Origin of the sequence: Chryseobacterium salipaludis (genome assembly GCF_022968825.1) — a bacterium.
GTDB classification, from domain to species: Bacteria; Bacteroidota; Bacteroidia; order Flavobacteriales; family Weeksellaceae; genus Kaistella; species Kaistella salipaludis.
In genome coordinates, this window is sequence record NZ_JALHKS010000003.1 from 207407 (window position 1) to 228595 (window position 21189).

23 protein-coding genes are annotated in these 21189 nt (G+C 44.6%); 11 read left to right on the forward strand and 12 right to left on the reverse strand.

What is annotated here, in order from left to right; all coding sequences use genetic code 11:
- Positions 1-6: 6 nt before the first annotated feature.
- The 12 genes from MVI27_RS06450 to MVI27_RS06505 all read right to left on the reverse strand — a co-directional run bounded on the left by MVI27_RS06450 (position 7) and on the right by MVI27_RS06505 (position 10294).
- Positions 7-603: a bifunctional nuclease family protein gene (locus MVI27_RS06450; RefSeq protein ID WP_246959989.1), complete on the reverse strand. Its 597-nt coding sequence runs from the start codon at positions 601-603 to the stop codon at positions 7-9.
- A gap of 111 nt (positions 604-714) precedes the next feature.
- Positions 715-1665 (reverse strand): electron transfer flavoprotein subunit alpha/FixB family protein, encoded by a 951-nt coding sequence (locus MVI27_RS06455; protein ID WP_246959990.1) that lies wholly within the window; start codon positions 1663-1665, stop codon positions 715-717.
- 30 nt (positions 1666-1695) lie between these two features.
- Complete coding sequence (locus tag MVI27_RS06460) at positions 1696-2439, reverse strand: electron transfer flavoprotein subunit beta/FixA family protein (protein ID WP_246959991.1); 744 nt, start codon at positions 2437-2439, stop codon at positions 1696-1698.
- Between the two features lie 93 nt (positions 2440-2532).
- Entirely contained in the window at positions 2533-3237 is a 705-nt protein-coding gene (locus MVI27_RS06465) for an SDR family oxidoreductase (protein WP_246959992.1), read from the reverse strand.
- Between the two features lie 64 nt (positions 3238-3301).
- Complete coding sequence (locus MVI27_RS06470; protein WP_246959993.1) at positions 3302-4681, reverse strand: dipeptidase; 1380 nt, start codon at positions 4679-4681, stop codon at positions 3302-3304.
- 90 nt (positions 4682-4771) lie between these two features.
- Complete coding sequence (locus tag MVI27_RS06475; RefSeq protein WP_246959994.1) at positions 4772-5065, reverse strand: hypothetical protein; 294 nt, start codon at positions 5063-5065, stop codon at positions 4772-4774.
- 76 nt (positions 5066-5141) lie between these two features.
- The gene (locus MVI27_RS06480; RefSeq protein ID WP_246959995.1) at positions 5142-6296 is read right to left on the reverse strand and encodes a class I SAM-dependent methyltransferase; all 1155 of its coding nucleotides are present in this window, start codon (positions 6294-6296) and stop codon (positions 5142-5144) included.
- Positions 6297-6308: 12 nt separating this feature from the next.
- Positions 6309-7478 carry a methylmalonyl-CoA mutase family protein gene (locus tag MVI27_RS06485; RefSeq protein ID WP_246959996.1) on the reverse strand — a complete coding sequence of 390 codons (1170 nt, stop codon included), beginning with the start codon at positions 7476-7478 and terminating at the stop codon, positions 6309-6311.
- Between the two features lie 26 nt (positions 7479-7504).
- A complete protein-coding gene (locus MVI27_RS06490) occupies positions 7505-7864 on the reverse strand; it encodes an FtsB family cell division protein (protein WP_246959997.1) in 360 nt (119 codons plus the stop codon).
- Positions 7857-8474, reverse strand: a complete 618-nt coding sequence (gene udk / locus MVI27_RS06495) for a uridine kinase (protein ID WP_246959998.1) — start codon at positions 8472-8474, stop codon at positions 7857-7859. The genes MVI27_RS06490 and udk overlap by 8 nt, the downstream gene beginning before the upstream one ends.
- Positions 8475-8543: 69 nt before the next feature.
- The gene (locus MVI27_RS06500; RefSeq protein WP_246960382.1) at positions 8544-9101 is read right to left on the reverse strand and encodes a SanA/YdcF family protein; all 558 of its coding nucleotides are present in this window, start codon (positions 9099-9101) and stop codon (positions 8544-8546) included.
- Positions 9102-9160: 59 nt separating this feature from the next.
- On the reverse strand, positions 9161-10294 hold the full coding sequence (locus MVI27_RS06505; RefSeq protein WP_246959999.1) for a ferredoxin--NADP reductase: 1134 nt from the start codon (positions 10292-10294) through the stop codon (positions 9161-9163).
- A 24-nt stretch (positions 10295-10318) separates the two neighbouring features.
- Here MVI27_RS06505 and MVI27_RS06510 point away from each other — a divergent pair, with 24 nt between their 5' ends.
- The 11 genes from MVI27_RS06510 (at position 10319) to MVI27_RS06560 (ending at position 21090) form a co-directional block, all read left to right on the forward strand.
- Positions 10319-10897, forward strand: coding sequence for a TlpA family protein disulfide reductase (locus MVI27_RS06510; protein ID WP_246960000.1), 579 nt, complete (start codon positions 10319-10321; stop codon positions 10895-10897).
- A 13-nt stretch (positions 10898-10910) separates the two neighbouring features.
- Positions 10911-11882 carry an iron ABC transporter permease gene (locus tag MVI27_RS06515; protein ID WP_246960001.1) on the forward strand — a complete coding sequence of 324 codons (972 nt, stop codon included), beginning with the start codon at positions 10911-10913 and terminating at the stop codon, positions 11880-11882.
- Positions 11883-11885: 3 nt separating this feature from the next.
- A complete protein-coding gene (locus MVI27_RS06520; RefSeq protein WP_246960002.1) occupies positions 11886-12818 on the forward strand; it encodes an ABC transporter ATP-binding protein in 933 nt (310 codons plus the stop codon).
- A 162-nt stretch (positions 12819-12980) separates the two neighbouring features.
- On the forward strand, positions 12981-13421 hold the full coding sequence (locus tag MVI27_RS06525; protein ID WP_246960003.1) for a MarR family winged helix-turn-helix transcriptional regulator: 441 nt from the start codon (positions 12981-12983) through the stop codon (positions 13419-13421).
- A gap of 46 nt (positions 13422-13467) precedes the next feature.
- Positions 13468-15861, forward strand: a complete 2394-nt coding sequence (locus MVI27_RS06530) for a 3-hydroxyacyl-CoA dehydrogenase/enoyl-CoA hydratase family protein (RefSeq protein WP_246960004.1) — start codon at positions 13468-13470, stop codon at positions 15859-15861.
- An 86-nt stretch (positions 15862-15947) separates the two neighbouring features.
- Positions 15948-16310: a four helix bundle protein gene (locus MVI27_RS06535; protein ID WP_246960005.1), complete on the forward strand. Its 363-nt coding sequence runs from the start codon at positions 15948-15950 to the stop codon at positions 16308-16310.
- 118 nt (positions 16311-16428) lie between these two features.
- A complete protein-coding gene (locus MVI27_RS06540; protein WP_246960006.1) occupies positions 16429-17607 on the forward strand; it encodes a thiolase family protein in 1179 nt (392 codons plus the stop codon).
- A gap of 90 nt (positions 17608-17697) precedes the next feature.
- The gene (locus tag MVI27_RS06545) at positions 17698-18063 is read left to right on the forward strand and encodes a four helix bundle protein (protein WP_246960007.1); all 366 of its coding nucleotides are present in this window, start codon (positions 17698-17700) and stop codon (positions 18061-18063) included.
- Positions 18064-18170: 107 nt separating this feature from the next.
- A complete protein-coding gene (locus MVI27_RS06550; protein WP_246960008.1) occupies positions 18171-19949 on the forward strand; it encodes an acyl-CoA dehydrogenase family protein in 1779 nt (592 codons plus the stop codon).
- A 117-nt stretch (positions 19950-20066) separates the two neighbouring features.
- Positions 20067-20426 carry a hypothetical protein gene (locus MVI27_RS06555; protein WP_246960009.1) on the forward strand — a complete coding sequence of 120 codons (360 nt, stop codon included), beginning with the start codon at positions 20067-20069 and terminating at the stop codon, positions 20424-20426.
- Positions 20427-20490: 64 nt separating this feature from the next.
- Positions 20491-21090, forward strand: a complete 600-nt coding sequence (locus tag MVI27_RS06560; RefSeq protein ID WP_246960010.1) for a TlpA family protein disulfide reductase — start codon at positions 20491-20493, stop codon at positions 21088-21090.
- The last annotated feature ends 99 nt before the right edge of the window (positions 21091-21189 follow it).

The window sequence follows — 21189 nt, forward strand, 5'->3', positions numbered from 1 at the left end:
AAAAAATTAGTCGATTTTTTTCTTGCGGCGCTTGATCTCCTCCTGGATGGCCAGTGCAGCATCAAAGTCCTCTTCTTTCACCGCTTCGTCCAGCATTTTCTGCAGGTCCGCCATGGCGAGTGAGGACAGATTTCCTTCTGCAGCAACTTCTTCGTATGTTTCTGGCTGAGGATTCACTTCTTCCAGTTCCAGCAAAATCCCGGCTTCACTTAACACTTGTTCGGTTGTGTAAATAGGTGCTTCGAAGCGAACTGCCATTGCCACAGCATCGGACGTACGGGCATCGAGAATCAATTCCTCGCCGGTTTCGGAATGCTTAAAGTTAAGATTGGAAAAGAAAACGCCGTCGATGATCTGATAGATGATCACCGAACTCAGTTCGTAGTTGGCAGATATTACGAATTTGGAAAATAAATCATGGGTCAGCGGTCGCGGCGGATGGATATCTTTTTCAAGGCCGAGCGAAATCGCCTGTGCTTCGAAATTGCCAATAACTACCGGGAGCTTAATATTCGTTTCTTCATGTTCCATCAGCAATGCATAAGCGCCGGATTGGGTCTGGCTGTACGAAATGCCGCGAATGGTCAGTCTTTTATAATCCATAAGTACAAATATAATTCAATTTTTCAGACCACATATTTGCACCGGATTATTTTGGTAAAAAATCATAAAAAAACCCGAAGCATGCTCCGGGTTTGGTATTAAAATCAGCAATTAAGAATTTTTAAATGCTTTAATTTTCTCTGTCAATTCCGGAACGATTTCAAAAGCATCGCCTACTACGCCATAATCAGCCGACTTGAAGAAGGGAGCTTCCGGATCGCTGTTGATTACTACGATGGTTTTGGAGGAGTTCACCCCGGCCAAGTGCTGAATTGCACCGGAGATTCCAACTGCCACATATAAGTTAGGTGCAATCGCTTTACCGGTTTGCCCTACGTGTTCAGAGTGCGGCCTCCAGCCGATATCGGAAACCGGTTTGGAGCAGGCAGTTGCTGCGCCTAATGTTTCCGCCAGATCTTCGATCATTCCCCATTTAGACGGATCTTTCATCCCACGTCCGGCAGATACCACAACTTCAGCTTCTTTCAGGTCCAGCTTTCCGGAACTCTGCTCATGAGAGATTACTTTGGTGTCCTCATTTGCGATGGTTAAGTTCTTTTTCTCCTCTGTACCACTGGCCGGATTTTCTTTCACACCAAAAGCGTTTTGGGAAACCGTTACGATAACACCGGACGCATCAGACTTCGCGTGCATCACTCCCTTACCGGAGAAAGCGCGTCTTTTCACCTGGAAGGGCTCCAGACTTTCCGGTGCCTCGAGTGCGTTGGTGATCAGTGCAAACTGCTTCATCACGGACAGCATCGGTGCTACGGAGGACGCATCGGTGGTATGCGGGAACACGATGATGTTTCCGTCGATCACCTCATTCAATGCCTGAGCGTACGCTTTAGCACTGAAATTTTTAAGTCCTTCATCTTCGATGCAGATCACTTTATCTGCACCATATTTACAAAGCAGTTCAGAAGAATCAGTAGGGTTCACAGAAACAGCAGTTACAGTATCACCTTTCTGACCTGCAATTGCTTTCGCATACGATACTGCCTCAAAAGCAGCTTTCTTATACGTCCCGTTTATATTTTCTGCATATACGAATATTGCCATAATATTTTAAGTTTTAAGATTACAGACGAATTAAATCACTTTTGCCTCTTCGTGCAACAGTCTCACCAGTTCGTCCAGATTGTTAGCAGGAATCATTTTTACCGCCGCGCGTGCCGGTACAGAGTCATAGGAAACTGCTTCCACTTTAACGTCAGCCGCCGCGGGTTCTTTCACTGTTAAAGGCTTGGTACGGGCTGACATGATTCCGCGCATATTCGGGATAATCAGATCCTTCTCATCAACCATTCCCTTTTGTCCTGCGATCACCGCCGGAAGTTTAACGGAGATGGTTTCTTTTCCTCCTTCAATTTCACGAACCGCTTTCGCTTCGGAACCTTCTACTTCCAGACCAACGCACGCGTTCACGAAAGGCTGATCCAGCAATTGCGCTACCATTCCGGGAACAGCACCACCATTATAATCAATGGATTCCTTGCCACAAAGAATCATATCATAGTTTCCTTCTTTCGCTACGGCTGCAATTTCCTGCGCCACAGAAAAACTGTCTTTCGGATCGGTATTAATACGGATGGCGTCATTTGCACCTACGGCCAGCGCTTTGCGGATTACGGGTTCAGTCGCAGCTTCACCTACATTCACCACGGTAACGGTGGCACCCTGCGCTTGCAGCTTCACTGCTTTCGTCAGTGCAAATTCATCCAGCGGATTAATTACCCACTGAATTCCGTTTTTATCAAAGGCTGTTTTATCTGCCGTAAAATTAATTTTAGACGTAGTATCGGGAACACTACTGATACAAACTAATATTTTCATTTGCTGTGATTTATTTGTTTAGCATGTGCTAAGATAAGTAAAAAAGATAGTATGCATGCATAATATTTTTAGGAATTACTATGCCTTGAAAAGTTATTTTCCGGTTTGTGCCGGACGGATTTCCACCTTGCTCGGCAGTGCGCGCGGATTCATTTCCAGCAGATCCACGACCAGCTGGCCAATGTCTTCCGGCTGAATTTTCCAGTTGTCTTTTTCAGATGGCGTATTCCCGTTAAAATGCGTAGCAACGGAGCCCGGCATAATGGTGGACACTTTAATGTTATATTTTCTCAGGTCGAGCATGGCCGCTTGGGTAAAGCCGACCGCGCCGAATTTTGAGGCATTATAGCCGGTACCGTTCTCGAAAAAGTTGGTCCCCGCCAGACTGGAAATGGTAATGAAATATCCCTGTGTTTTTTTAAGGTCCTCCACTGTGGCTTTCAAGGTGCGGTAAATACCGGTGAGATTGGTATCAATCATGGCCTGCCAATCGTCCTCGGAGAGTTGATCGACGGGTTTAAAGATCCCGACACCGGCGTTGGCGATCACGAAATCAATTTGTCCGAAGCGATTTGTTATTTCCTGTACTGCCTTTTGTTCATCATCAGGATTTCGAACATCGGAGGCAAGGCCCATCGCCATAGAAGAATCTTCAGAAATTTGTCTGACAGCAGCAACGGCTTCCTCATGGTTGCGTCCGGAAATGGCTACTTTAACGCCCTGCTCATGCAGCGCTTTAGCGATTCCTAAACCAATACCTTTGGTACCGCCTGTAATATAAGCTACTTTATTTTTCATATGATTTAATTAAAACAAAAACACGCCCGGAAATGAAAGTCCGGACGTGTATCAGGTTACGTTATTATTTTGCGTAGTTTTCGAAGAAGAGCGGAATACTTTCAATTCCCTTATAGAAATTGTAAAGCCCGTAATGCTCATTAGGTGAATGAATGGCATCTGAATCCAGTCCAAAGCCCATCAGTACAGATTTTGCTTCCAATACTTCCTCGAACATGGCGGTAATCGGAATACTCCCGCCGCTGCGGTACGGCAGCACTTCTTTTCCGAACGCCTGTTCCATCGCCTTCTTCGCGGCCTGGAATTCTTTGGTGTCGCCTGGTAATACGTATGGCATTCCTCCGTGATGTGGAGATACTTTTACCTTTACATTATCCGGCGCTATTTTTTCAAAATATTGAGTGAACTTTTCGGTAATTTCCTCAGGTGTCTGATACGGGACCAAACGCATGGAAATTTTAGCATACGCCTTTGAAGGGATTACGGTTTTTGCGCCTTCTCCAGTGTATCCTCCCCAGATTCCGTTGCAGTCCAGCGTCGGACGGATAGAAGTTCTTTCCAGCGTAGTGTATCCTTTCTCTCCTTCCACTCCTTTCAAACCGATGGATTTCTTGAATTGCTCCGGATCATCTTTGAGTTTATTCATCTCGGCGCGCTCTTCATCAGAAACGACTTCCACATTATCATAAAAACCATCAATGGTAATATGACCATTTTCATCAATAAGCTTCGCAATCATGCGCGACAGCACGTGAATAGGATTCGGTACGGCGCCGCCATACAAACCGGAATGCAAATCGCGGTTCGGACCTTTTACTTCCACTTCCACATAACTTAAACCGCGCAGGCCGGTGGTAACCGTTGGCTGCTCATTGGAATAAATATGCGTATCTGAAATCAGAATCACATCACAGGAAAGTTTCTCGCGGTTGGATTTCACAAAGCCTTCCAGACTTTTGGAGCCCACTTCCTCTTCCCCTTCAAAGATAAATTTCACGTTGCAAGGCAGAGTATTAGTTTGCATCATCGCTTCAAACGCTTTGATATGCATAAAGAACTGTCCCTTGTCATCTGCCGAACCACGCGCGAAAATAGCACCTTCAGGGTGAAGTTCGGTTTTTTCAATATAAGGCTCGAACGGCGGCTTTTTCCAAAGATCAAGCGGATCAGGTGGCTGCACATCATAATGGCCATATACGAGTACAGTCGGCAATTTGGGATCAAGCATTTTTTCACCGTACACAACAGGATACCCTTCGGTAGGACAAACTTCCACTGAATCGGCACCCGCTTTTTTTAAAAAGTCGGCGACACTGTCAGCGCACTTTAAAACTTCATCTTTATAAGCCGGATCTGCACTGATGGACGCGATGCGCAACAGTTCAAAAAGCTCATCCACATACCGCTGTTTGTTCTCCTGGATATACGCTAAGGTTTCTTGCATTGTTTCTTTTTTTAATGTAATCTCGTAAAAATAAAAAAAATGTCCCGCCGAAGCAAGACATTTAAACTTTGTTAACGCTTAGAAAAGTGATTATTTGGCGGGCTCGGTCGATGCAGGTTGCTGCTTTTCCTGTGCTGCGCTGTCGAGCACATCACTTTGTACTGGCTGCGTCCCCTCGTTGTCACTGCCTTCTGTCATCATTCCGCCAACAGCCTGTTCTTCTACTTTTTTAGTTTCAGTGGGTGTTGCATCTTTTCTTGCAACATCACTCCAGTGTTCTGCACCCTCTTCCATGCGCAGTACCCCTTGGTTTCCGCCAGCCTGAATTTTTTGGCAACTCATCGCTAATCCGGCTACTGCCACGCCCAGAATAATTTTTTTCATATCGTTATCGGGATTAATTATCAATATTAAAGGTCCAAAAATAAGAAATATAACGCTGTTTCACAATCTTATTTCTTCAAACAGGTGTACAACGCAAAATTTGTTTGCCGCCGACCGATTGCGTAAAGATGAGATACAGGTCACCGCCATCGCGCAAACCGTACTTTTTCTTGATCTGTTCGGGTGTGAGCGGATGGTTCCGCGATATAATGTTATACTGCGTACGCTTCTTTAATTCACCGGCTTTAATCAATTCGGCAGACCAGGATCTTCCCGGGAAGTCCGGAATATGTTTTCCAGAGGTGTATAAATGACTGTTCGGATGAAGTTTTCTTAATTTAAATCTTTCCGATATCAGATTAAAAGCGCCCGCTTTCAGTACTGCTGCATTCGGCAGATAGAAATAGTTTAAAGGTTCCGAAATTTCAGGCTGTGCACTTATTTCTTCCTTTACATAAAAATTAAAAGACGGCTGCTGACTTTCCAGATTTACGCAGGTGATGACAGGTTCCGCTGTCCAGCCTTTTTTAAGTACCACCACAACTTCCTTCATTTCATTTTTCACGGCGATCAGGTGAATATCCGAAACGCAATCCAAAACAGAAAGCAGATAAGAAATATCAATTAAAGGTGAAAGTTTAATAACAACCGTCGGTGCCAGTTTCAACAGTTCATCCCTGATAGTTAAAATATCCGGCGAAAGATCGCTGAGCAAAAACTTCTTACGCTGCGCATCATCACGGCGCGCGGGGTCCAGAAAAACTACATCGAAAGAGTCTGTTTCAGTATTAATGAAATCCTGCAGCGGACTATTGATGAAGGTCGCGTTTTTACCGAGCGTTTGCCAGTTATGCCGAACAACATCCAGTAATCCCGTATTCTGTTCTACCAATGTGACATCGGAGAAAGACTGTGACATAAAAAAGGCATCGATTCCGAAACCGGCCGTCAGATCCAAAAAGCGATTGCCCGAAATGAGACCCGCTTTATATTCCGCAGTTACCTGAGAGGAAGATTGCTCAAGGTTGAGATGTGGAGGAAACAGAATATGCTCCTTCAGCAGGAAGGGAAATTTGCGCCGCGCGATTTTTCTGCCCTGAATCTGCTGCGCCAGTTCCTGCACGGTAACCTGGGGAAAAGGAGAACCTTTCAATAACACAGCAGTTATCTCATCTTGTTCATGATCTGAGATGAATTGTTGTACTTCAGGTGCGAGGACAAATTGATTCAACGGAAAACGTTTTTATTCAAACATCTCGGACAGGCGCACAGGACGGATTGCATCTTCGGCGTACATTTCTGAAACAGGTTGCGTTGCCTCACGTTGCGGGTACATATTAACGCCAATCAGTTTTATGTTTCCGTCTGCGACCCATTGCTGTTCTGCAACTGCCTGATCAAAAATTTGTCTCTGGATACTACCTTCTTTTAACAAAACACTATAGCCACCGTTCTCTTCCCAAGTTGTAAACAACTGCCACGCCTGGTCTGCCAACTGACGCGTGAGATCATCCACCAGATAGCTACCGCCGGCTGCATCTTCGAAGACATTAATGATGCTCTCATAGGCTAACACAATCTGCTGCTTAAAGGAAATTTCCTGCGAAAGCGAAGTGCGGTTCTCCAAAAGATAATCGTTGCAATATACCGCGTCGGCACCGGCAATCATAGCACCAGCCACCTCGAGCGTAGAGCGGATCAGATTATTTTCCGGATCAAATTTAGATTTGTTGCGAAGGGAATCTTCTGCAAAAATATATGGGAATAAATCGAACCCAAACTCACGGCTTAGCTGGTTGAACAGCAATTTCAGTGCACGGATTTTGGCAATCTCAAAAAAGTAATTGCTTCCGACCGCGACTCTGAATATAAGATCTTTCAAAATTTCCGGACCGGCCACTTCGGCCAGGTCTTTCACTTTTGCCAGCGCAATCGCCAGTTGCTGGACAATGGACGCGCCAGCATTCTGATGTAACGCGGTATCAATACAAATCGCGCGCTCAAACTGTTTTGCCTGAAGTTCACGTATCAGTTGCTCGTCTATTTTCCCGGTGGAATCTTCCGAAAAAACATCTATCAGTGAGAAACACATATTGCCGTTCGAAACTGATATATGTTCTGCAAGTTCTTTATTTTCAATATAAAGGCTTTTTTCTTCCAGGCCTTCCACATTATTTTTCAGCAAAAAAGCGAAGGTCTGCTCATCCGCTTCTTCATAGTACCGGCAAACAAGTTGGGTAGATTCTTCAATCCGCGGCAAAGCCGGCAAGCGGTCTGTATCATCCGTGTAAAACGGGCGCACCTTCACCCCTTCCAGATTGGGCTTGGAAAGTTGGCTGTAAATATCGTCGGTCTTGAGTTGCTTCTGTACCTGCGTTTCCCAGTCCTGCAAGTTTTTCGGTGTAAATGACATGCGATTAAATTTAATATATAATGCTGCTATTTCTTGCCGGAAGCAGCACTATCTACGACAAGGATGAAAATTTCTTCGTTCGGTTTTTTCATAAAGTAATTTTCGCGTGCATACTTTTCCTTTTCGTCTTTATTGTTCATCAGTTTCTTATAGAACTGATCATTTTTTTCATATTCGTTTTTATAGTATGCCAGCTGCTGCTCATATTTTTTCACTTCACTGTTCAGTTCATTAATAACCAGAAAAGAAGTACTGTCGAAAAAAACCATCCAGATCAGGAACACAAAAACCGTTATGAAGTACTTGTTCACAAAGTATTTCCGCACAAAACGGGTGGCCTGTGTACGTGGTTGGATATCCTTGATAAGCTCTTCCTGATCAGCCATTTTTTTTCAGGGAATTATTAATTACAGTGGAAAGAAAATCAATGGCCACCGTATTGTGTTTCATATTAGGAACAATCAGGTCGGCGTTATTCTTGGAAGGCTCGATGAACTCGTGGTGCATCGGTTTTAAGGTGGTCTGATAGCGGTGCAGCACTTCCTGCAGATCCCGGCCTCGCTCCTGTGTGTCCCGGCGGATCCGGCGGATCAGTCTTTCATCGGAGTCGGCGTGCACAAAAACCTTTAAATCATATTCCTTTAATAATTCCGCATTGGAAAGCACTAGGATTCCCTCCACTATTAAAACACGGCGCGGCTCCACCAACACGTGATCACCGGTCCTGGAATGTGTTACAAATGAGTACAAAGGCTGCTCAATCACCTGCCCTTCCTTCAATGCCTTCACATGGCTCAGAAGCAGTTCAAAATCAATGGATTTCGGGTGATCATAATTCAGCATTTCACGCTCAGACAAGGTCAAATGCTGGTTATCGTGGTAATAATTATCCTGCGACAGCACATTCACACCTTCTGTGTTGAGTTGCTGCAGGATTTTGTTCACCACCGTGGTTTTGCCGGAGCCGGTACCGCCGGCAATTCCAATAACAAGCATAAATTTTGTTTTTGCAAAGATATAATTTTAAGGCAAACCGACTCTCTGCGGAGTGACAGTTTTAAGGAATCAGACGCGGTTTTCTATATTAAATAAATAGAAAACAACCGCCTGCACTCTGGCCAGGAACTCGCGCGACTGGTTACGGTAAAAACTCTGATTAGCCAGTACATCCTGCGCATCAAACCCCAGTGCATTCATCCCACTGTTCTGCGCATAAAACAACGCGCGCAAGTTGTGGAAACCCTGCGAAACGATAATTACATCCTTTTGGTTATATTTTACCAGACAGTTTCGGATGCTGGATTGGGTTTTAAATCCGTGCGGATCTTCGGTAATAATTTGTTCAGGCACACCTTCCTGATAAATGAGATAATTCTTCATCGCGGCAGGTTCATCATATCCCTGGCTTTTCTCGCCGCTCACAATAATTTTCCGGATTTTGCCGTGATGGTACAACAAGGCAGCCGCATCCATTCGGGCTGTGAAATATGGATTGGAGATACCGGACCTCATTTTGGGCGAAGTTCCCAGCACCAAGGCAGTTTCGCGAGGTGGTATTTTGGAAATACGGGTGTAAGTACGGCCGTTGGTCAAAGCAAATACCCAGATATTGGCCAGAATCATGAGTAACAGTGTGAGTTCTGTCAGATTAAAGAAAATTTTTAATATGTCGAGAATCTTTCTCAAAGGTCAGGCAGTAAATCAAAATTCACAGAAATATTCTTGCTCATCATCACCGACATGCACGCAAGGATTTTCCCGTCGGCGGCTTCTTTTTCAGTTAGGTATTCATTTTCGAGAACCTCTACTTCCCCTTCATATAAAGTGCAGATACAACTGCCGCAGATGCCGGATTTGCAGGAGTACGGCACAGGATAACCCTGAATCAGCAACTGCTGAAGCAAACGCATTTTATTATCCTTCAAAGTAGTTTCGTAATCCTGATTGAACAGCCGGAACTTCACATCAATATTTTCAATGACGGGAAATTCCTTTTCTACCGGGTAAATATCTTCGTTAAATTCCTCAAACAATTCAAAATGAATATTGCGCTTCGGAATACCATGGTGGTAACAGGCATTGGCCAGTTCGCGGATCATTTCACCTTTTCCGCAAATCAGGACTTCATCCACCGCATCCCAGATCGTGCTTTCTTCATCCGTGTCATCCAGCTGTAAGATCTGATTAATAATAAGGTTGACTTTATGCCGGTCCAGGCGTCCTTCAAACAGCAGATTGCCGGCCCGCTCTTGAGACAGAAAATAATATACTTCCAACCGCTCACCGTATTGTTGCTGCAACGCTTCTAATTCTTCGCGGAAGGCAATTTCATCTTTATTCCGGCTACCATAAAACAAGAAAAACCGGGTACGGCTTTCGCGATGCAGGATGTCTTTAACATGACTTAAGATGGGTGTAATTCCAATGCCGCCGGCAAAGGCAATAATAGTGCGAAACTCATGGGGCTTCTGCACAATGGTGAACCGGCCACGCGGTGCTGAAACTTCAATAAAGTCGCCAATCTCAATGTTCTTAATTAAAACGGTCGCCGGGCTGCCGCTTTCATACGTTTTTATGCCAAGCGCAATTTTATTTTCGTACGGAGCAGAGGTCATGGAAAAATCTTTTTCAACCTCTATATCATTCCAGAGAAACTTCAGGGTCACATATTGTCCCGCCTGAAAAGCAAAAACATCTTGCAGTTCCTGAGGAATTTCCAGTTCCACCGCAAAGGTGTTTTTGGTTACCTGTACCTTTTTCGTTAATTTTAGCCGATAAAACGTGTGCTGCCTGGTCTTGGGTAAAGCGTTTTCCATACGTTTCAAAATTAATAAAATTAAATGAAAAAGTTTTTCGCAAGCGCTGCTGCACTGCTGGTACTGGCCGCGTGCAATAAAAAAGAAGATACGACAATTACGGATGAATCAGCGACCTCTGAAGTTCAGGAAGACCACGTGATTACTGAAGAAACGGCGAGCCCTTTCCGCAAGGTGGAGGTAACCCCGGAGCAGGCAACTGAAATGCTTTCAAACAAAGATAATGATACACTGTACGTTACCAATTTCTTTGCAACTTGGTGCGGACCATGTGTTAAGGAGCTTCCGCACTTCCGCGAAAAAATGCAGGAACTGGAAGGCCAGCCGGTGAAATTTACGTTCGTGAGTCTGGACGATAAAAAGGAATGGGACCAAACGGTGAAAAATTTCACAGAGAAACACGGCATTGGTGCCAATACCGTATTGCTTGATGGCGCTGCGCTGACCCCACAGTTTTTCCCGGCTAATTTTAAAAAGTGGGACGGAAATTCAATTCCCTTTACATTTATTCGCAAGGGCGACCGTACGGATGAAACCGTGGGGATGATGAGTAAAGAAATGCTGAGCGACAAAATCACCAGCATGCAGGGCCCTGCGTTGTAATTGCTCATTTTTTATGGAAAAAAGTTTCCGTTTTCTTTTAATAATCCTGGTGATCGCCATCGCATGCATTGCGTTGATCAACCTTAATACAGGATTTTTATCTTTAAGTTTTAAAGATTTTTTTTCAGAAACGGAACAGTCTTCTTTGGCCGCCATGCGAATGAACCGTGTAGCGGCCATGCTGCTGGCCGGGGTTTCTATTCCAAGCAGCGGTTTTTTACTGCAGGAATATTTTCGCAATCCGTTGGCAGGACCCTCCGTGCTGGGTATTACTTCGGTGGCGAGTTTAAGCGTGGCGCTTTATATTTTCGTTTCACAGGATTTTATTCTGCCGTCTTTCCTGCAAAATAGTTTATTAAGCATATCAGCCATTGCCGGCAGCTTACTGCTGATGCTGGTTTTGATAGTGCTCAGCAAAAGATTTCAGGATGGCGCTTTCCTGATCATATTCGGATTTCTGGTTTCCGCTTTGGCCGGTGCAGTGGTTTCGGTTATGCAACTGTATGCAGAAAATCAAAGTCTGAAAAATTATGTTTTATGGAGTTTCGGTGCTAATAACCAGTTGTCTGCTCAGCAACTCTGGGTGCTGGCTGCTTTGGTCTGCATTGGCCTGATGGTCGCTTTTCGTTCCATTCGGCCCCTGATTGGAAATGCTTTGGGAGAAGCTTATGCGCAAACGATTGGCGTCAATTTATCGTCGCTGAAGATATCGGTGATCTGCGCTTCTTCCATTTTATCTGCTTCTGTGACCGCTTTTCTCGGGCCGGTGCTTTTTATCGGAATTGTTGTGCCGCACTTCGCCAGAATGATTTATAATCCCTCCCATCTGTGGCAGCAGTGGATCCTGAACATGTTGCTGGGTGCGTCCATTATGCTGTTATTTTCCTGTGTTTCGGAATGGACTCAGTTTCCGCTGAATGTCATAACTTCTTTATTCGGAATTCCGGTCATCCTTGCGATGATGCTTAAAAGCAGAAAATATTAGCGTATGGAGCATGCATTGTTACAAGTGGAAAATGTTTCTGTCGGCTATAAGCAACCGCTCATCACCGGAATTACGGCCCAACTGAGCGCAGGAGATATCTGCCTGATGATCGGCAATAATGGCGTGGGAAAAACTACCCTGATCCGGACATTGCTTAAACAGTTAGCCCCAATGAAAGGAGAAATTACACTGGCTGGCAGACCACTCCCTTCTTTATCTACAACAGAAATTGCAAAAACCACAGCCGTTGTTTTCTCCAAAGCACCCATACCGGCAAACATGACGGTTCGGGATTTGGTTTCGCTGGGAAAATTTATCCATTATCCTTTTTACTTTCAGCTCAACACTCAGGACAAGCAGGAAGTTAACGATATCATCGACTGGCTGAGTTTAACACATCTCGCTGATAAACCATTGTATCAATTGTCTGACGGTAATTTGCAAAAAGCATACATCGGCCGTGCACTTGCCCAGGATGCAGCTCTTATTATTCTCGATGAACCGACCACGCATCTCGACGAGAATAATAAAATTATGCTTCTGCAGCTGTTACGGCAACTTGCAAAAGAGCAAAACAAATGTATCTTATTTTCATCGCACGACTGGCGGCTCGCGCGTGAGTTTTCGGATGAAGTCTGGTTACTGCAGGACGGCAGCTTCAGCGCCGGCAATACTGAGCATATTTTGTATGAACATAAGGAAATGCTGAATGCCACCGTTTTCAATCTGAATCAATTTTTCAAGGAACCCACCATTCGCGCGCCACAATTGGAGGCGCAGCTTCTCTACTCTTTCCTGCAAAAAAACTGCAATACCGACCTTTCCTCTTTTAGTGTGACGTTCCAAGATGATCAATGGATTGTGACGAACCATCACAACATTCAGCAGTTCAAAAATTTTCAGGCAGTAACAGAATATTTTTATAAAATAAAATAAGTATGTATTATCCTCTGCAATGCATTATTTTCTTTACTTAAAATATAAAGAAAACACATTCCTCTTACTATTAACAAAATATTAACATTTCAAATATACTATGCATGCATAATATTTTCTATATTTGAATTCATCAGTTAATGAATTGTTATGGAAAAAGCTATGCCTGAAAAAGTTGAAAATGTAGACCTGATTTTGAAGTCTACCTGGCTGGCCGTGTCGAAGATGTATTCGGAGCTGGCACAGGATTATGATGCGACCGCCGTCCAGGCGCTAACCCTGTTGAAAATTGATCCAAAGGAAGGAACGCGCAGTACCAATCTTGGCCCCAAGATGGCAATTGAACCCACTTCGCTGACGCGAATTATTAAACTGCTGGAAGACAACGGTTATATATATAAGGAGAAAACTTCTACAGACAAACGTGAAGTAATTATTAAGCTTACCGAGAAAGGACTGAACTCCCGAAACATCAGCAAGGAGGCGGTGGTGAACTTCAACCGTACCGTCGCGGAGCGTGTGGCACCCGCAAAGCTGGAAATATTTAAGGAAGTGATGAGCGATATCCTCAAAATCGCGCAGGAACTGAATAACAAGAAATAATAGGGCGGCAATCTGCTGCCACCAAACCATTAAAATAAAAACCAATATGAAACGACGAATCAAGCATGTCACGGTGCTCGGTTCCGGGATAATGGGTTCCGGAATCGCGGCGCACTTTGCCAACATTGGCGTACAGGTGCTGCTGCTGGACATCGTGCCGTTTGAACTTTCTGAAGCTGAGCAGAAAAAAGGGCTCACCAAAGAACACAAAGCTGTGCGAAACCGCATCGCTGACGAAAATCTGGCTAAGCTGAAAAAGGCCAGTCCTGCCCTGCTCTATTCTCCGGAATTTGCAGACAGAATACAGACCGGCAACTTCGATGATGATCTGCCGAAGATTAAGAACACCGACTGGATCATTGAAGTGGTGGTGGAAAAGATTGAAATTAAAAAATCTGTGTACGAGAAGGTGGAACAATTCCGCAAGCCCGGCACGCTGATTTCCTCCAACACCTCGGGAATTCCGATTCACCTGCTGACCGAAGGCCGCAGCGACGATTTTAAAAAGTACTTCGCGGGAACACACTTCTTTAATCCGGTTCGCTACCTGCCCTTGCTGGAAGTGATTCCGACACCGGACACAGACCCCGAAGTGACTAGATTCTATATGGAATACGGTGCAAAATTCCTGGGCAAGACCACAGTAGAAGCGAAAGATACACCAGCGTTTATCGCGAACCGAATCGGGGTTTTCTCCATGATGAATTTGCTGCATGAAGTAAAGAATCTGCGACTTAATGTTTCTGATATCGATAAGCTCACCGGCCCGATTATCGGTCGCCCAAAATCCGCTACTTTCCGAACGGCGGATGTAGTCGGACTGGACACACTGGTGATGGTTGCCAAGGGCGTGCGCGGCAGTAAGGCAGAAGCCAATGATTTTAATGATGTTTTTAAACTTCCTGATTATATCGAAACCATGGTCAGCAACAACTGGCTGGGTTCGAAAACGCAACAGGGATTTTATAAAAAAATTAAAAACGCCGAAGGTAAGTCAGAAATCCACGGATTGAACCTGGATACGATGGAATATGAGTTGCAGCCTAAAGGAAATTTCCCAACGCTGGAACTTACCAAGAATATTGACCGGCCGATTGACCGGTTCAAAGTGCTGATCACCGGAAAAGATAAAGCCGGTGAACTGTACCGCAAATCTCTGGGTGCTTTGTTTGCGTATATTTCGCATAAAGTTCCGGAAATCTCTGATGATATTTACAAAGTAGATGACGCCATGCGCGCCGGATTTGGTTGGGAGAACGGTCCATTTGAAATCTGGGATGCAGTCGGAATTCAGAAAGGTATCGAACTGGCGCAGGAAGCCGGTTATCAGGTCGCGGACTGGGCGAAAGAAGTACCTTCTTTCTATAAAGTGAATGATGAAGGACAATCCACATACTATGGCAAAGAGGATCAGAATTACCATGCGATTCCGGGACAGGAATCGATAATTAATCTCGATAATATCCGCAAAAACAGAACACTCTGGAGCAATTCGGGCGCAGCCATCCAGGATTTGGGTGACGGTATCATCAATTTCGAAATACGCTCCAAGATGAATTCTCTGGGCGGCGAGGTACTGGACGGACTCAACCGAGCCATAGATCTGGCCGAAAAAGAATACGATGGCCTCGTGATCGCTAATCAGGGAGCCAATTTCTCGGTAGGTGCTAACTTAGCCATGATTCTGATGATGGCCATTGAGCAGGACTGGGACGATTTAAATATGGCCATCGCGTACTTCCAGAAATCGATGATGCGCGTGCGCTACTCTTCAATTCCGGTGGTGGTTGCTCCGCACGGAATGACGCTCGGTGGAGGCTGCGAAATGACCATGCATGCTGACCGTGTGGTAGCTGCTGCGGAAACGTATATCGGCCTGGTGGAAACCGGGGTAGGCGTAATTCCCGGCGGTGGCGGTACGAAAGAACTCACCCTGCGCACTTCGCAAGATTTCCAGAAAGATGACGTGAAAACCAACCGCCTGCGCGATGCCTTCATGAATATCGCCATGGGCAAAGTTGCGACTTCCGCTTACGAGGCTTACGATATGGGAATCCTCCAGGAACACAAAGATATTGTCAGCGTTAACAAAAACTACCAAATTAAAACGGCGAAAATGCTGGCTTTAAGTCTGGCCGAGCACGGATATACCCAGCCGATTGAGCAGAAAGTTAAGGTCCTGGGCCGCGACGCATTAGGAATGTTCTACGTAGGTACCGATCAGATGCTGGCCGGGAACTACATCTCGGAACACGACAAGCTTATCGCCGATAAACTCGCGAATGTCATGGTAGGTGGAAATCTGTCCGAAGCCACCGTCGTGAGCGAACAATATCTACTTAACCTAGAACGAGAAACCTTCCTCCAACTCTGCGGCGAACGCAAAACTCTGGAGAGAATTCAGCATATGCTGCAGAAGGGCAAACCGTTGAGGAATTAATTTTTGTACAGTGCACACAGTACTTTGTACAATGTAAAAAGTATAATGATAGGCAATACACAGTCGACAGTTTAAATTTTTGATTCATGCATAATTTTCGGGAATTGGAAGTGTGGAAAAAAGCCGTTATGCTGGCAACCACTTATTATGAGTGTTCCAAAACATTTCCGCGCGAGGAGATTTTTGGATTAACATCGCAGTCACGCAGATGCGTAGTTTCGATTGCCTCTAATATTGCTGAAGGTGCCGGCCGGGATTCTAGCAAACAGTTTGTACAATTCCTGGGAATTGCGCTGGGATCTGCATTTGAGTTTGAAACGCAAATTATAATTGCGGACAGACTGGACTATTTGAGCGATCATGAGTCTTATACTCTTAAAGAGGAAATAACACATATTGAGAATATGCTGATCAGGCTCATTGCACGGTTAAAAGAATCCGCTACCTAGTACTAGATACTTTATACATTATTCTTTATTCTTTATTCTTTATTCTTTATTCTTTATTCTTTATACTTTATACTTTATACATTGTACTTTATACAAAACCATAACACATTTAATAAAAATGAAACAAGCATACATCATCAAAGGCTACAGAACGGCCGTCGGGAAAGCCCCGAAGGGAAGCCTGCGATTTACACGGCCCGATGTGATGGCCGCCACCGTAATTGAAAAATTAATGGCCGATGTGCCACAACTTGATAAAAACAGAATTGATGACCTCATCGTCGGGAACGCCATGCCCGAAGCTGAACAGGGGTTAAACGTGGCTCGTCTGATCTCGCTGATGGGCCTGAAAACTGATCAGGTTCCGGGCGTTACCGTTAACCGGTACTGCGCGTCGGGAAGTGAAGCTATCGCTATTGCTTCCGCCAAAATCCAGGCCGGCATGGCGGATTGCATTATTGCCGGGGGCACAGAATCGATGTCCTACATCCCGATGGGCGGTTACAAACCCGTTCCTGAAACCGATGTCGCCAAATCCAATCCGGATTATTACTGGGGCATGGGCTATACCGCAGAAGCTGTTGCCAAAGAGTTTAATATTTCACGTGAGGAGCAGGACGCCTTCGCTTTTGACTCACATCAAAAAGCTTTGCGCGCCAATGCCGAAGGCCGGTTTAAAAACCAAATTGTGCCGGTGCCCGTTGAATTTAATTATCTGGATGAAAACCAGAAAATGCAGACCAAAAAATTCGATTTCGCTGTCGACGAAGGACCACGCGCAGACACTTCGTTGGAAGGTTTAGCGAAACTGCGTCCGGTTTTTTCAAACGGCGGAACGGTAACTGCCGGCAACTCATCGCAAATGAGCGACGGTGCCGCCTTCGTGATTGTCATGTCTGAGGAGATGGTAAAAGAACTCAATCTTGAGCCAGAAGCACGCCTGGTTGCGTATGCTGCCGCAGGTCTGGAACCGCGCATTATGGGGATGGGCCCACTGTATGCTGTTCCGAAAGTTTTAAAACAAGCCGGCATGCAATTACAGGATATCGAACTGATCGAACTGAACGAGGCATTTGCCAGCCAATCGGTTGCGCTGAAGAAAGAACTCGGTCTGAATCCGGATATTCTCAATGTCAACGGCGGTGCCATCGCGCTCGGCCATCCACTCGGCTGCAGCGGAACCAAACTGACCGTGCAGCTCCTCGACGAAATGCGCAAACGCGGCAACAAATACGGCATGGTCACCATGTGTGTGGGAACAGGCCAGGGAGCAGCGAGTATATTTGAATTACTTTGATTTCTGAGAAAAGAAAAAAGAGAAAGAAAATAGACTTTAAGATAATAGAAGAAAAGATAATAGACTTCAGCAGCTATAAAAATTTAAATTATGGATTTACCAAAGAGACATAATTTTAAAAAGCTGAAAATCTGGTTGATGGGTGTGGATATCGCAAATGATGTTTACACCATTTCTGCAGAATTTCCTCAGTTCGAAATGTATGGCCTAAAGAGTCAAATGAACAGGTCTTCAATTTCAATTCCTTCTAACATTGTAGAAGGTTCTAGTAGATCAGACAAGTCATTTATTCATTTTTTGGATATATCTCTTGGTTCATCTTATGAATTACAAACACAACTAATTCTGGCTAAAAGCAGAGCATATATTGAAGATGAAAAAGCTAGCGAACTTGAAGAAAAAATTGAAAATTTCCAAAGAGCTACAATGATTTTTCAAAATACTTTGAAATCGTAATTGCACGGTTGAACCTTTTTATAACATTATACCTTATTAAAAGTCTATAATCTTAAAATCTATCATATTTAAGTCTCATATACAAACCTATAAACAAAATAAAAAATATGTCCAACACAATACAAGGCGGTGAATTTATCATTAAAGATATTCCTGCACAGGAAATTTTCAGTTTGGAAGAACTGAATGAAGAACAAAAAATGCTGCGCGATTCACTGCGTGATTTTATGGCGCGCGAAGTAATTCCGAATCGCGAACGTTTTGAACAAAAAGATTATGCACTCACAGAAGAACTGATGCGCAAGCTTGGCGAAATGGGAATTCTCGGAATTGCTGTGCCGGAAGCGTATGGCGGTCTGGGGATGGGTTTCGTTACCACCATGCTCGCGTGCGATATAGTTTCCGGCGCAAATGGTTCCCTGGCAACGGCTTACGGCGCACATACCGGGATCGGGACGCTTCCGATCCTGCTGTACGGAAATGAGGAACAAAAACAAAAATATCTGCCGGCTCTAGCGGCAGGCGAAAAGTTTGGCGCATACTGTCTGACTGAGCCTGACGCCGGCTCCGATGCGAACTCCGGAAAAACGAAAGCTACGCTCACCGAAGATGGAAAACACTACATCATCAATGGGCAGAAAATGTGGATTTCCAACGCCGGTTTTGCAGATACCTTCACTTTATTTGCCCGGATTGGCGATGATAAGAACATCACCGGATTTGTGATTAACCGATCAGAACTGGAAAACCCGGAGAGCATGACTTTGGGCGCTGAGGAACACAAGCTCGGCATCCGCTCCTCCTCCACCCGCCAGGTGTTTTTTAATGAGATGAAGATCCCCGCGGAAAACCTGTTAGGCGAAAGAAACAACGGTTTTAAAATTGCGCTGAACGCTCTTAATGCAGGACGAATCAAACTCGCTGCAGCCAATTTGGACGGGCAAAGACGTATCACTGACCTGGCGATTACCTACGCCAATGAGCGAAAACAATTCGGAGTTGCGATTTCAACCTTCGGTGCCATCAGAAAGAAAATAGCGGAAATGTGCACCGGTATTTTTGTATCGGAATCAGGTGCTTACCGTGCCGCGAAAAACGTAGAGGACATGGTGGAAAAACTGGTTGCCGACGGAATGGAGCACGAAAAAGCCGAAATGAAAGCACTGGAAAACTTCGCCGTGGAATGTTCTATCTTAAAGGTTTATGTTTCGGATTTAACACAACATATTGCAGACGAAGGACTTCAGATTTATGGCGGAATGGGCTTTTCGGAAGATGCTCCGATGGAAGCCGCCTGGCGCGACGCCCGTATCGGCCGTATTTATGAAGGAACCAACGAAATCAACCGTTTACTTTCCGTAGGAATGTTGATTAAAAAAGCCATGAAAGGTGAACTGGATTTACTCACACCGGCGATGGGCATCAGCAAAGAACTGATGGGCATTCCTTCCTTTGACGTTCCCGATTACTCGGAATATATGTCTGAAGAAAAAGCGATTATCCATAACCTGAAAAAAGTATTTTTGATGGTTTCCGGGGCGGCTCTTCAGAAATACATGACCGAGATCGAAAAACAACAGCACCTGCTGCTGAACGCGTCGGAAATTCTGAACCAAATTTACATGGCGGAATCCGCAATTCTGCGCGCCGAGAAGCACTTCGAGCAGGATTCACCGCAAGCTATGATGGCACAGCTCAATTTGTATAAAGCTGTGGAAGCCATTACACAGGCGGCCAAAGAAGGAATCGTTTCCTTTGCAGAGGGTGATGAACAGCGAATGATGCTGTCCGGCCTACGCAGATTTACGAAATACACCAATATGCCGAACGTGGTGGCATTTACAGAAAAAATTGCTGCCCATTATATTGATAAAGGTTCATTCTAAAACGTTTGCAATTTATCTTCTAAACGTCCTGAGTCATTCGGGACGTTTTTTTAGTGCAATACTTAAGGTTTGTTAAAAATTCGTTTAGCTCAGATTATCATTGTAATTTTGTCCAAGATGAAGTTCCCCACAACATATTCTTCACTAATGCAGCGCGCGATTATTTCGTTCTTTTTAATCATACTCGCCTTTTCGCCCTGCGGCTTAAAGCAGTCTTTGAAAACCGTTTTTCAGGCAGAAAACTTGTGTGCAAAATCGGGGTCATCAATTAACAGCTGCCAGTTTGTTCGAGCTAAAGAACAACTAAATGCCGCTGATGAAGTTTCACAAAAACTTCAAAACACTTCTCACCATTTCTTTTTTAATACAGAGAAATATTTAGGTGTATTACTTAATTATGTATCGGGCTACAATGGTGTAACACAGTCAGTACCTCTGTATATACTCTATCAGCAGTTGCGTGCATTCCTTTTCTAAGATATTGATGCTCACAGCATCCCGTTACTTTTAACTCTATCCTTTAATTTTAATCTTAGAAAAGATGAATATTCAACTTATAAAAAAAATAGGGAACGTTTCGCTGTTTTCCCTGTTATTAGGCGTAGCCTTTGTGCCCGAACTGAAAGCTGGCGTACAGCATACGTTAATTAAAACCGGCCTGTTCCAGCCGCAGTTGCCAACTACTGAAATTAAAGCTGAAAAAGAAACCGTTTCCACGGCAGGAAACTTCACGATGAACCTCACAGACCAGAGCGGTAAAACCGTGACACTGGACGACCTGAAAGGCAAAGTAGTCTTTATAAATTTCTGGGCAACCTGGTGTGCGCCGTGTATTGCCGAAATGCCGTCTATCCAGAATTTATATGATAAATTTAAAGAGAACGACGACGTCGCTTTTGTTATTCTGGAAGCCGAAGGAAGCAAGGACAAAGCGGAGAAATTCATGGAACGTAAAAAACTCACACTTCCCGTATATTATCCGGCCGGCACTATTCCGCAGGAATTCTTCCGCGGTCGCTTGCCGACAACCGTGATTTTGGATAAACAAGGAAACATTGCCCATATCACAGAAGGGATGGCGGATTACTCCGGACAGGATATCGTGGATTTCCTTAATGAAGTCCGTGCGATGCACCCCTAGCTTAATTAATATTAATGAGAAAGGCGTTCACAGTAAATTGAGAACGGCTTCTTCTTTTTCGAAATTCTTATAGCTTTAATACATAGGTTTGCGAAACTT